This is a genomic window from Mesorhizobium sp. M7A.T.Ca.US.000.02.2.1, from assembly GCF_003996995.1.
In the GTDB taxonomy this organism is placed as follows: Bacteria; Pseudomonadota; Alphaproteobacteria; order Rhizobiales; family Rhizobiaceae; genus Mesorhizobium.
Genome location: NZ_RZTT01000159.1, coordinates 1 through 12,525, shown reverse-complemented (window position 1 = coordinate 12,525; position 12,525 = coordinate 1). Strand labels below are relative to the sequence as shown.

Annotated in this window: 12 protein-coding genes and 1 pseudogene; 12 read left to right on the top strand and 1 reads right to left on the bottom strand. The window is 63.7% G+C overall.

The features are described from left to right. Positions 1-27: 27 nt before the first annotated feature. Positions 28-1,281, bottom strand: coding sequence for an FAD-dependent oxidoreductase (locus EOD15_RS16680; RefSeq protein WP_127408643.1), 1,254 nt, complete (start codon positions 1,279-1,281; stop codon positions 28-30). 433 nt (positions 1,282-1,714) lie between these two features. Between EOD15_RS16680 and EOD15_RS16675 the strand changes: the two genes are divergently transcribed. From EOD15_RS16675 to EOD15_RS16620, 12 genes and pseudogenes are all read left to right on the top strand, one after another. Beyond that, the gene (locus EOD15_RS16675) at positions 1,715-3,004 is read left to right on the top strand and encodes an imelysin family protein (protein ID WP_127321794.1); all 1,290 of its coding nucleotides are present in this window, start codon (positions 1,715-1,717) and stop codon (positions 3,002-3,004) included. A gap of 113 nt (positions 3,005-3,117) precedes the next feature. Further along, positions 3,118-3,429, top strand: coding sequence for a (2Fe-2S)-binding protein (locus EOD15_RS16670; RefSeq protein WP_023811421.1), 312 nt, complete (start codon positions 3,118-3,120; stop codon positions 3,427-3,429). Beyond that, entirely contained in the window at positions 3,395-3,880 is a 486-nt protein-coding gene (bfr, locus tag EOD15_RS16665; protein WP_013527914.1) for a bacterioferritin, read from the top strand. Before EOD15_RS16670 ends, bfr begins: the two co-directional genes overlap by 35 nt. Positions 3,881-3,892: 12 nt before the next feature. After that, a complete protein-coding gene (locus tag EOD15_RS16660) occupies positions 3,893-5,494 on the top strand; it encodes a di-heme oxidoredictase family protein (protein ID WP_127408642.1) in 1,602 nt (533 codons plus the stop codon). After that, positions 5,494-6,573, top strand: a complete 1,080-nt coding sequence (locus tag EOD15_RS16655) for an imelysin family protein (protein ID WP_127322655.1) — start codon at positions 5,494-5,496, stop codon at positions 6,571-6,573. Before EOD15_RS16660 ends, EOD15_RS16655 begins: the two co-directional genes overlap by 1 nt. A gap of 1 nt (position 6,574) precedes the next feature. After that, entirely contained in the window at positions 6,575-7,681 is a 1,107-nt protein-coding gene (locus EOD15_RS16650; protein ID WP_127322654.1) for a DUF1513 domain-containing protein, read from the top strand. A gap of 95 nt (positions 7,682-7,776) precedes the next feature. Beyond that, positions 7,777-8,454 (top strand): tRNA (adenosine(37)-N6)-threonylcarbamoyltransferase complex dimerization subunit type 1 TsaB, encoded by a 678-nt coding sequence (tsaB, locus tag EOD15_RS16645; RefSeq protein ID WP_127408641.1) that lies wholly within the window; start codon positions 7,777-7,779, stop codon positions 8,452-8,454. Continuing rightward, on the top strand, positions 8,455-8,949 hold the full coding sequence (gene rimI / locus EOD15_RS16640; protein ID WP_127321188.1) for a ribosomal protein S18-alanine N-acetyltransferase: 495 nt from the start codon (positions 8,455-8,457) through the stop codon (positions 8,947-8,949). A gap of 21 nt (positions 8,950-8,970) precedes the next feature. Beyond that, the gene (locus EOD15_RS16635; RefSeq protein ID WP_127321189.1) at positions 8,971-9,771 is read left to right on the top strand and encodes a 1-acyl-sn-glycerol-3-phosphate acyltransferase; all 801 of its coding nucleotides are present in this window, start codon (positions 8,971-8,973) and stop codon (positions 9,769-9,771) included. A 74-nt stretch (positions 9,772-9,845) separates the two neighbouring features. Continuing rightward, positions 9,846-11,255 (top strand): tRNA (N6-isopentenyl adenosine(37)-C2)-methylthiotransferase MiaB, encoded by a 1,410-nt coding sequence (gene miaB / locus EOD15_RS16630; protein ID WP_127321190.1) that lies wholly within the window; start codon positions 9,846-9,848, stop codon positions 11,253-11,255. 83 nt (positions 11,256-11,338) lie between these two features. After that, the gene (locus EOD15_RS16625) at positions 11,339-12,331 is read left to right on the top strand and encodes a PhoH family protein (protein ID WP_023758127.1); all 993 of its coding nucleotides are present in this window, start codon (positions 11,339-11,341) and stop codon (positions 12,329-12,331) included. Positions 12,332-12,349: 18 nt separating this feature from the next. Continuing rightward, positions 12,350-12,525: pseudogene (locus EOD15_RS16620) on the top strand (rRNA maturation RNase YbeY); the annotation flags it as partial.

Here is a 12,525-nt window from a genome sequence, read left to right as displayed (position 1 = left end):
CCCCACAAGGGGGAGGGTAAGCGGGGGCTAGCCCGCAGCCCTGGCGGGCTCATCCTGCTGAAATGCGGCCAGCGCCGCCTTCAGGCCGTCAGGTCCCTCAGCAACCAGCTGCGGCGTCGGCGAGAAGCCGGCGCCGAGCATCTTGCGGCCAAGCATGTGGTCGCCGGGGCGGTTGACCGATTCGATGCCGAGCAGCCGGTCGCCGGCATAGTGGTAGATCGAGAACTTGTTTTCGGGCAGGTCGCCCAGCACGACATGGCTGTCGCCGCCGGCGGTCAGGCCGACCATCTGCAATTTCATGTCGCCGATGTCCGACCAGAACCATGGCACCGCCGAATAGGGGTCGGTGTGGCCTGATATCGTGCGCGCGGCAAGCCGCGCCTGGTCGGTGGCGTTCTGCACCGATTCCAGCCGCACGTCGCCGCCGGTGAACCAGTGACGGTAGGAGGCAGCATCGCCAATGGCGAGAATCTCCGGCATCGACGTGCGCATCTGATGATCGACGCGAATGCCGTTGGCGATGCTGAGGCCGGCCGCCTGCGCCAGTTCTAAATTGGGCACGGCACCAACGCCGACGATGAGCATGCGCGCCGGCAGCCTTTCGCCTGATGAGGTGATGGCGGCCGTAACATGACCGTTTTCGCCATCGAGCCTGGCGATCGAGGTGCCGGTGAGGATGCGCACGCCTGTCGCCTCCAGCCGTTGCCGGACGTGGCTCGCCACGACCGGCGCCACGGCGCGGCCGAGCAGCCGGTCCACCGCCTCGACCACTGTCACCGTGCGACCGGCGGCCCTCAACGTGGCTGCGATCTCCAACCCGATGAAACCGCCGCCGAGGATGACGACTTCGACGCTTTGCGCGCTGAGGTCGCGGATCAGCCGCGCATCGGCCAGCGAGCGCAGCGACAGCACACCGGACAGGTCGGCACCGGGCAGCGGCAGCGTGCGCGGGCGCGAGCCTGTCGCCAGGATCAGGTGGTCAAAGGCCAGCGCACCACCGCCGGCAATATCCAAACTGCGGCGTCCGGCATCGATCCGATCGATCCTGACGCCGGGCCGGTAATCGATGGCGCTGCCGGTGTAAAAGGCCTCGCCGCGCAAGGGTTGCGGCTTGGCCTCGGCATCCTTGATGAAAGTCTTCGACAGCGGCGGCTTGTGATAGGGAAGTTCGTCCTCATCCCCAACGAGGATCACCGGCCCGTCATAGCCGTCTTCGCGCAGACTGGCGGCCGCTTGCACGCCCGCATGACCCGCGCCGACAATGACCACACCGTTCTTCATCGCATCCAATCCTGATTCTACCCTAGGATGTTTCGCCAGATGGCAATTGTCTGGCACCGCTGCAAGCGAGCTTTTGCGGGTCGCATCCGGGATGGCGGCTGTCAATCGCACAGTTCAGCGGCAAGACCGGTGCAGGAAAATGCATAAAGTTGAGAGTCGTAGTTTAGAATAATTCTAAACTGTTGTTTCAATTGACTTTTCTTGCGGATTGTCATTGACATCCGACGATGTCGCAGCTTTATGGAGGCTCGCGCGTCAGCGCATCCCTTTAATGTCTGGGCCTTGAACCCTTTCGATTGGAGGCATTTTGGTGTCTTTCTTCCGCGAACCGCGCGATGGCGCGGCATCTCTTGCGCCCAATGGCCCACAGATGGCCTGGCGCCGGTTGCTGCGCGCGCCGTTTACAGAATTTCCGAGAAACTGGAGAGTGATTATGACAGCACGATATGGCAGCAGGCTTGCGGCGATCGGCGCCACTGCCCTGCTGACGGCGGCGGTATTCGTGTTGCCGGCAAAGGCGGAAACCGATGCAAAGGCGGTCATCAAGACCTATTCCGACATCGCGCTCGCCAAATACGAGGATTCGCTGACCACCGCGCAGGCGCTCGACAAGGCGGTCGACGCGCTGCTCGCCACGCCATCGGCGGAAACCCTCAACGCTGCCCGTGACGCCTGGAAGGCATCGCGCGTTCCCTACCAGCAGACCGAGGTCTACCGCTTCGGCAACAAGATCGTCGACGACTGGGAAGGCAAGGTGAACTCCTGGCCACTGGATGAAGGCTTGATCGACTACGTTGCCAAGAGCTACGGCACCGAATCGGACGCGAACGCGCTCTACACGGCCAATGTGATCGCCAACAAGGAGATCGAGATCAACGGCAAGAAGGTCGATGCATCGAAGCTTTCGCCGGAGTTCCTCTCCGGCACGCTGCAGGGAGCCGGCGGCATCGAGGCCAATGTCGCCACCGGCTACCACGCCATCGAATTCCTGCTCTGGGGCCAGGACCTGCATGGCACCGGCCCGGGTGCCGGCGAGCGCCCCTATACCGACTACGACCTCAAGAACTGCACCGGCGGCAATTGCGATCGCCGGGCCGAGTATCTGAAATCGGCCAGCGACCTTCTGGTTTCGGATATTCAGGAGATGGTCGGCAACTGGAAGGAAGACGGCGCCGCCCGCAAGGCTCTCGTCGATGGCGAGCCGAACACGGCGATCTCGACCATCTTCACCGGCATGGGCTCGCTGTCCTACGGCGAACTGGCCGGCGAGCGCATGAAGCTCGGCCTGCTGCTGCATGATCCGGAAGAGGAGCACGATTGCTTCTCCGACAACACCTACAATTCGCATCTCTACGACGCCATCGGCATTCGCGCGGCCTATCATGCGAGCTACACGCGTCTCGACGGCACCGTCGTTTCGGGTCCCTCGGTGGCCGATATGGTGAAGGCGGCCGATCCGGCGATCGACAAGGAACTGTCTGACAAGCTCGATGTCACCGTCGCCAAGATGGAGGCGATCAAGGCGCGTGCACTGGCCGGCGAGGCCTATGACCAGCAGATCGCCGAGGGCAACGTTGAGGGCAACGCCACCGTGCAGGCGGCGATCGATGCGCTGATCGATCAGACCAAGTCGATTGAGCGCGCCGTCGGCTCCCTGAAGCTCAGCACCATCGCCTTCGAAGGGTCCGACAGCCTCGACGCGCCGGACAAGGTGTTCAAGTAAGGGCCGAAAGACAGGAGACTGATCCGGAGCCGGACAACCGGCTCTGGAACGGCCTCCGCTAGAAAATCAAGCCACACGGCGCGGGAGACGCCGTCAGCCAGCCGAGCAAGCCAATGCTGATTTGTCATTGCAATATCATCACCGAGAAGGAGATCGAGCAGACGATCGTCGGGCTGCTGGACCAGGATCCCTGGCAGCTGATCGTGCCGGCGAAGATCTATCATGCCATGCAAAAGCGCGGTCGCTGTTGCGGCTGCTTCCCAAATGTGGTGGAAACGATCATTCGGGTCACCGAAAATTACCACGCCCGCTCGGAGGCGAGCGGCGTGGATGTCGTTTCACACCTGGATCGCGTCAGAGGCCTGCGCGTCCAATACGGGAGCAGAATTCATGAAAGGCGATCCGCAGATCATCGAGCGGCTTAACGAGGCTCTTTTTCTGGAGCTTGGGGCCGTCAATCAGTACTGGGTGCATTTCCGTCTGCTTGAGGACTGGGGATACGCCAAGCTGGCAAAGAAGGAGCGGGCGGAATCGATCGAGGAGATGCACCATGCCGACAAGCTCGTCGCCCGTATCATCTTCCTCGAAGGCCATCCGAACCTGCAGTCCGTGGCGCCACTGCGCATCGGGCAGAACGTCAAGGAAGTGCTCGAATCCGATCTTGCCGGCGAATATGACGCACGTACCGCCTACAAGCGGTCGCGCGAAATCTGCAACGACGCCGGCGACTACGTGACGATGAAGCTGTTCGAGGAATTGCTCGCCGACGAGGAGGGTCACATCGACTTTCTCGAGACGCAGCTCGACCTGCTTGCCTCGATCGGCGAGGAAAAATACGGCCAGCTCAACGCCGCATCGGCGGACGAGGCGGAGTAAGGGCATGCGGGAATGCGGCGCCTGCTAGAATTCGTGCGCCGCTCGCGGCGGGCCAATGGCTCGCCGCTCCTTCGCAAGACAACAGCCGGATTGGCGCGTCGGCGCTGTGTCGTGCTCGTGTTGGCGCTTGCCTCTTCGGCGATGGCGGGTGATCTTCAGCCGGCCGGGCTCGCCAACACGCGTACCGACCTCAATGCGAAGGATCAGGCGCGCGTCATCGCCATCACCAGGCCGACCACCGATTTTTCCAGGCCAGAGCAGTTCGAACTGATGCAAGGTGGCGCCGGCACGTCCCGGAAGGACGTCAGCCGCGATTCCTTCTCGCAATCCTCGGCCAACATCACCTTCGAGGAAGAGGGCGACTTCAAGCTCGGCAATGCCCTTTTCCGCAAGAACTGGGTCTCGTCGCCATCCTCGACGCAGGCTTCGGACGGGCTCGGCCCGCTGTTCAACGAACGTGCCTGCCAGAACTGCCATCTGAAGGATGGCCGCGGCCGCCCGCCGCAAGGCGACGCCGGCACCACGTCGATGTTCCTGCGGCTGGCCCGTGACGCCAGCAGCGCGGAAGAGAAGGCGGCGCTTGCCGACCACGAGGTGCTCAACTTCCCCGACCCGGTCTACGGCAGGCAATTGCAGGAGCTCGCCGTACCCGGCCTGCCCGGTGAAGGCAGGATGCATGTCGACTACCAAGAACGTAAGGTAGAGCTGACGGACCGCACTGTGATCTCCTTGCGCAAGCCGAGCTATTCGGTTGACGGCCTTGGCTACGGGCCGCTTGACCCACGCACCACGCTGTCGCCGCGCCTGACCCCGCCGATGATCGGCTTGGGCCTGATCGAACAGATCGCGCCGGCTGATATTCTCGCCCACGCCGATCCGGACGACAGGGACCGCGACGGCATTTCCGGCAGGCCGAACATCGTGCGCGATAGCCTGAACGGAAAACTGACGCTTGGCCGTTTCGGCTGGAAGGCACAGACCGCGTCGATCCGCCAGCAGGCGGCGGACGCCTTTGCCGGCGACATCGGCATCTCGACGCCCGAAGAGCCGAAGCATTGGGGCGATTGCACTGCTGCGGAGGCAAAATGCCTCGACATGCCGAACGGCGTGCAGCAGCGTCTTGGCCCGGTCGAGGCGCCGCCACCGGTGATGGATCTCGTCACCTTCTATTCGCAGAACCTGGCCGTGCCGTCGCGCCGCGACCTCGACCGGCCCGACGTGCTCGCGGGCAAAAAAACATTCTACGAGATCGGCTGCATTGCCTGCCACACGCCGAAATTCGTCACGCGCCGCGATACGCCCAACAAGGCGCAGGCCTTCCAGTTGATCTGGCCTTATTCCGACTTCCTGCTACACGACATGGGGCCTGATCTGGCCGATGGCCAAGCCGTGGGAGATGCAACGGGCAATGAATGGCGCACGCCGCCACTGTGGGGCATCGGCCTGACCGGGACGGTCAACGGCAATTCCTTCTTCCTGCATGACGGGCGCGCGCGCAGCCTGACCGAGGCGATCCTGTGGCATGGCGGCGAGGCGCAGAAAGCGCGCGACCGCTTTGCCGCAGCCAATGCGGCCGACCGCAATGCGCTGCTCAAATTCCTGGAGTCACTGTGATGTTCAAGCGTTCTGCATTGTTTCTCGTTCTTCCGCTGGCCCTGCTGGGCGTTGTCCCTGCGTCTGCGGCGGTCAAAGCCTCCGATATCATCCAGCGCGCGATCGATGGCTTCGTCCGCCCGGCCTATGCCGGCCTGCACGAGCATGCGGAAGCCTTGACCGGATCCATGCGCGAGCTGTGCGTCACGCCCTCGCAAGGAGAACTCGATGCCGCACGCGCCGAATTCTCCGCCACCGTCTATGCCTGGTCGTCAGCCGAAATCATCGGCTTCGGACCGATCAAGGAGAACAACCGGCTGGAGCGCATGCTGTTCTGGCCGGATCGCAAGAGCATCGGCCTGAAACAGGTACAGGCGGCGCTGTCCGACAAGGATCCGACCGCGACCGATCCGGCACAACTGGCCGGCAAGAGCGTTGCCATGCAGGGGCTGGGCGCGCTCGAATTCGTTCTTTACGGCGACGGCGCCGATGCACTTGCCGGCAAGGATGATCCCTACCGCTGCGCCTATGGCGCGGCGGTTGCCGGCAACATCGAAGCCATGGCCGGTGAGGTCAGCGCCGCCTGGAACAAGCCGGACGGCTTTGCAGCGCTTTGGGCCAATCCGGGGCCGCAGAACCCACTTTACCGCGACGGCAACGAAGCGGTGACGGAACTGGTCGGCGTCTTCATCAACGAACTGGAAATGGTCCGCGACGTGCGCCTGAAAGGGTTTTTCGGCGGCAAGCCGGATGCGGACAAGCCGAAACAGGCAATCTATTGGCGCTCGCAAAACACCACCGCGTCACTGGCCGGCAATCTCTCCGGCATCGATACGCTGTTCCAGGCCTCGAAACTTGGCGATGCTCTGCCGGCCGATGCGCGCTGGATGGCCGAATCGATCCACATCCAGCTGGTCAACGGTGCCGCCACCGCCAAGGCGGTCAGCGGTCCAATCGACAAGGCGCTTGCCGATCCGGCGCTGCGTGACAAGCTCGATCATTTCGCGCTGATCACCTCCAGCCTGTCGGCCTTGATCGGCACCAGGCTGACCGCTGAATTCGGCCTGACCGCGGGCTTCTCCTCGCTGGATGGGGACTGAATTGAAAACCCCCCTGATAGATCGCCGCGATTTCCTGAGAGCTGCAGGCGTTGGCTTCATGGCGACGATGACGCCCTCGGCCTGGGCAACCACGCTTGTGGCCGACGCCGTCTTCGCCACGGCTTTCGTCAAACGCGACGGCAGCTTTGGCGCTGCCGTCCTGTCCGAGGCCGGCAAGGTCCTGCATGCGATCGACCTGCCCGATCGCGGCCACGATGTCACCTTCGATCCCATATCGAAACGCTCGGTGGTCTTCGCGCGTCAGCCCGGCACCTTCGCCGTGGTTTTCGATCACTCGGGCCGTGACGCGCCGCTGACCATCGCCAGCATCGCCGGCCGGCATTTCTTCGGCCATGGCGTGTTCTCGGCCGACGGTGCGCTGCTCTATGCCACCGAAAACGACTTCGACAACGCCGCCGGCGTCGTCGGCGTCTACGATGCGCGGGCCAAATTCAGCCGTGTCGGCGAATTCCCGACCTATGGCATGGGTCCGCACGAGCTTCTGCTCCTGGGCGATGGCAGGACGATCGCGGTTGCCAATGGCGGCATCGAGACCCATCCGGATTACGGCCGCGCCGAGCTCAACATTGCAACCATGAAGCCGTCCTATGTGCTGATAGACCGCGTCACCGGCGATCTTATCGAGAAGCACGAATTGCCGGCCGCACTGCATCAGCTGTCGATCCGCCACATGGACACCGATCGGTCCGGAAGCGTCTGGTTCGGCTGCCAGTACAGGGGGCCGGGCACCGATCGACCGTTGCTGGTCGGTCGCGCCGCACGCGGCAAGGAGCTGCAGTTGCTGGACATGCCGCAGGACGTTTTGTCCGGCTTCCGCAACTACATAGGCTCGGTAGCCGCCAATCGGGCTGCCGGAACCGTCGCCGTTTCCTCGCCGGAAGGCAACTCGCTCGTCGTGATCGATGCGGCCAGCGGCCGGGTCGTTGCGAACAGCGCATTGGTCGAGGTCTGCGGCGTGGCGCCCGATGGAACCGGCTTCATGGCCACCACCGGCGCCGGCGAGATCGTCGAGGGCAGCGGTGCGACACGCTCCGAACCGGACTATGTCTGGGACAACCACATGCTGCGTATCGAACAGGCCGCATAGGCTACAAGCGAAGCCGCTTAACGAATTATGCACTATCCCCTTGCGGTGGCGGGCCGTGGCGGGCACAGGGAATTGTTTTTCGAACCGGTTGCCTCATGAAATTGCTTGCCATCGACTGTGCCGCCAACCTCTGCGCCGCTTGCGTCTATGACGCGACGGCGAAGCAGGAGCTTGGCCATCAGGTGCTCGATCTCGGCAAGGGCCATGCCGAGCAACTGATGGCGGTCATCGCCGAAGCGCTGGAGGCAAGCGCAACCGACTATGCAGGTCTTGGCGCCATCGCCGTCTCTGTCGGCCCCGGTTCTTTCACCGGTCTGCGCGTCGGCGTCTCGACCGCGCGTGGCCTGGCGCTGGCGCTGAAGATACCGGCAATAGGGGTGACGACACTGGAGGCGCTGGCCGCCGAAGCAGCAGCGGCATTTCCCGGTCGCGCCGTGCTGGCGGCGCTCGATGCCGGCCGTGAAGAGATCCACGCGGCCTTTTACGACGAAAGGTTAGTCTTGACTTACGGTCCGGCCGCGGCCACGCTGGCTGACGTGGTGGCTATGGCGAAGGAAACGTCTCCGGTGCTTGCCGGCACCGCGGCAGCGCTCATCAGCGCATCGGCCGGGCGCGAATTCGATGTCGGCCCTCGGACAGCCACCGCCGACATTGTCACCTACGCCCGCCTGGCTGCCGCCAAGGGCGCAGGCGAACGGCCGAAACCACTCTATATGCGCGGCGCCGACGCCAAGCCGCAGGCTGGCTTTATTCTATCAAGGCAAGAAAGATAAATGCGCATACCTTTTCTCCAACCACGCCGCCGGGACTACGCGCTCGAGCCGCTGAGGATCGCCGACAGTCCGGCGGTCTCGCTGCTGCATCGCGAGGACTTTGTCCGCCCCTGGACCGGTGGCGAATTCGCCGCCCTGCTCGAACAGGACACCGTGTTCGGCTATGCCGCGCGCGAAACCGGACAGGGCTCCAAGCCGCCCGTCGGCTTCGTGCTGGCGAGGCTTGCGGCAGGCGAGGGCGAGATCCTGACCGTCGCGGTGGCGCGATCGCATCGTCGCCAGGGGCTGGGCTGGCAATTGATGGACGCGGTGTTGCGCGAACTGCACGCGCAGCGCGCCGAAGCGCTGTTCCTCGAGGTCGACGAGACCAATGTCGCGGCGATCGCGCTTTATCGTCGGCTGGGCTTCCGCGAGGTCGGCAAGCGGCCGAATTACTACAGATCGGCCGAACACGGACCGACCGGCGCGCTTGTCATGCGCCGCGATCTTCGCTAGCGAGACGGCCGGGATGGGGCGATGATCAAGAAAATCAGGATTTTCCTGGCGCTGGGCCTCGTTGTCGCCGGTTCGTTGGTCCTCGTGCCGCTACAGATCCTGTCGATGAAGACTGGCTGGTGGCCGGAAACCTTCATCCTCAAGGTCTGGCACAGGCTGATCGTCAGGGCGCTCGGCATGCGCATCCATGTCAAGGGAGCGCTGTCCGACAAGCGCCCGCTGCTGGTTGCGTCCAATCACATCTCCTGGACCGACATCATGGTGCTCGGCTCTTTTGCCGACGTAAAGTTCATCGCCAGGGCGGATATGGAAGGCTGGCCGCTGATCGGCATGCTGTCGAAGCTGCAGCGCACCGTCTTCATCGAGCGCGAGCGCAAGCGTTCGTCGGGCGACCAGGCAAGCGAGATTGCCAGCCGCATGGCCAAGGGCGATGCGATGGTGCTGTTTGCCGAGGGCTCGACCGGCGACGGCAATATGGTCCTGCCGTTCAAGAGCACGCTGTTCGGCGCCGCCTCGATGGCGATTTCCGAAGGCGCGGCGGAACAGGTGTTCATCCAGCCGGTGGCGATCGCCTATACGCGTCTGCACGGCGTGCCGCTCGGCCGCCGGCATCGCCCGCTTGCCGCCTGGATCGGCGATGAGGATTTGATGCCGCATCTCAAGGTTCTGCTCGCTGAGGGCGCGCTCGACGTCGAGGTGCATTTCGGCGAGGCAATCGCCTTTTCCAAGGGTTCGAACCGCAAGGAGACGTCGAAACTGATGGAAAGCCGGGTGCGTGAGATGATGCAGGCGGCGCTTGCCGACCCGCGGCCGAGCCGGTAGCTCCGGCACGCTCTTCCTGGCGCGGGCCGAGAATCGTCTGTTTTTTGTCACGGAAAGGCGTTAGAAGCCGCCTTATGGACTTGAACACGATAGAAAGCGACGACATCGGCACTACGGCTGGACAGCCGCCGGTGCTTCCCGCGGCAGCGAGAAAAGTCTTCATCAAGACCTATGGCTGCCAGATGAATGTCTATGATTCACAGCGTATGGCCGATGCGCTGGCTGCCGACGGCTATTCCGCGACCGATGCCATTGGCGAGGCCGACCTGGTGCTGCTGAACACCTGTCATATCAGGGAGAAGGCGGCCGAAAAGGTCTATTCCGAGCTCGGCCGTATCCGCGACATGAAAGCCGAACGTGCCCTGGCCGGCCGTGAGATGCTGGTCGGCGTCGCCGGCTGCGTGGCGCAGGCCGAAGGCGCCGAGATCATCCGCCGTTCGCCGGCAGTCGACCTGGTCATCGGTCCGCAGACCTATCACCGGCTCCCGGACGTGCTGGCGCGGGTGCGCGGCGGCGAAAAGATCGTCGAGACCGATTACGCCATCGAAGACAAGTTCGAGCACCTGCCGCAGCCCAAGCGCGCCGAGGTCATCAAGCGCGGCGTCACCGCCTTCCTCACCGTGCAGGAAGGCTGCGACAAGTTCTGCACCTTCTGCGTTGTGCCCTATACAAGGGGCTCCGAGGTCTCCCGGCCGGTGGCGCAGATTGTCGCGGAGGCTGAGCGCCTGGCCGAAGCCGGCGTGCGCGAAGTGACGCTGCTCGGCCAGAACGTCAATGCCTGGCATGGCCAGGGCGGGAGCGGTCAGGAGTGGGGGCTTGGCCGCCTGCTGTTCAGGCTGGCCGAAATCCCCGGGCTGGCGCGTTTGCGCTACACCACCAGCCACCCGCGCGACATGGATGACGAACTGATAGCGGCCCATCGCGATCTGCCGGCATTGATGCCCTATCTGCATCTGCCGGTGCAATCCGGCTCCGACCGCATCCTCAAGGCGATGAATCGCCGGCACACGGCGAGGGATTATCTGGCGCTGCTCGACCGTATCCGTACCGCGCGGCCTGACATTGCGCTCTCCGGCGACTTCATCGTCGGCTTTCCCGGCGAGACCGAGGCGGATTTCGAGGCGACCATGGAGCTGGTGCGTCAGGTGAATTACGCCTCGGCCTTTTCGTTCAAATATTCGCCGCGCCCCGGCACGCCGGGCGCCGAAATGTCCGATCACGTGCCGGAAACGGTCAAGGACGAGCGCTTGCAGAGACTGCAGGCTCTGCTTGTGAAGCAGCAGCAGGATTTCGGTTTGAGCCTCGTCGGAAGCACCATCGACACGCTGATCGAGAAGCCCGGCCGTCAGGCCGGCCAGAAGGTTGGCCGCTCGCCTTGGCTGCAGCCGGTTATTGTTGATGAAAAGGCCGGCGAAATCGGTGACATTATCCAGGTGCGAATCACGAAGACGGGCTACAACAGCCTGTTCGCCGAATTGGCCTGAGGGTCTCGGCAGATGAGGAGAGACGGTTGAGCGCAGCAGAGCTGAAGAACCTGCCCCCGGTACCGGCATCTGGGGCTTCTGACATGGCGCACATCGTTCTGACTTTCGACAACAACAAGCTTGCCAGCGCCCTTTATGGTCAGTTCGACGAAAACCTCGCCAGGCTGGAGCAGAAGCTTGGCGTCGACATCCGCTCACGCGGCAACCAGCTGACCATCAAGGGTTCGGCGTCGGCCGCCGAGCAGGCGCGCCGCGCCCTGGACAACCTCTACGGCATTCTCCAGAAAGGCGTCGATATAGGCCAGTCCGACGTCGACGGCGCCGTGCGCATGGCGATCGCCGCCGACGATCAGCTGACCCTGCCGACGCTGGAGCGCAAGGGCAAGGTTTCCGCCGCCCAGATCGCCACCCGCAAGAAGACGATCTATGCCCGTTCACTCAACCAGGACGCCTATATGCGGGCGCTGGAACGGTCGGAACTGGTGTTCGGCATCGGCCCGGCCGGCACCGGCAAGACCTATCTGGCGGTGGCCCATGCGGCGATGCTGCTCGAGCGCGGCATGGTCGAGCGCATCATTCTCTCGCGGCCTGCGGTCGAGGCCGGCGAACGGCTGGGCTTCCTGCCCGGCGACATGAAGGAGAAGGTCGATCCCTATCTGCGGCCGCTCTATGACGCGCTCTACGACATGATGCCCGCCGACAAGGTCGAGCGCGCCATTGCCGCCGAAGTGATCGAGATCGCGCCGCTCGCCTTCATGCGCGGCCGCACGCTGGCGCATGCCGCCGTCATCCTCGACGAGGCGCAGAACACCACGCCGATGCAGATGAAGATGTTCCTGACGCGTCTGGGCGAAAATTCGCGCATGATCGTCACCGGCGATCCGACCCAGATCGACCTTCCTTCGAACACCAAATCGGGACTGGTCGAAGCCTTGCGGGTGCTGGACGGCGTGGCGGGCGCGGTCACCGTGCGCTTCAACGACGGCGATGTGGTCCGCCATCCGCTGGTGGCGGAAATCGTCAGGGCCTACGACCGGGACGCCAAGCTGGCGCGCGGCCTCGGCGCCGAGAATTGATGTTGACGATGCGGCTTCATGCCTGAGGACATAACATCCGGCGACGGGAATGTTCCCGTCGACATCGACATATCGGTTGAGGCGGGCAACTGGCCCGACGAGGCAAGCCTGACGCGGCTGGTCGATCGCGCCGTCAAGGCGGCTTTTGCCGAAACCGGCGTGGCGGGCCGTTCCGAACTCAGCCTCGTTTTTAC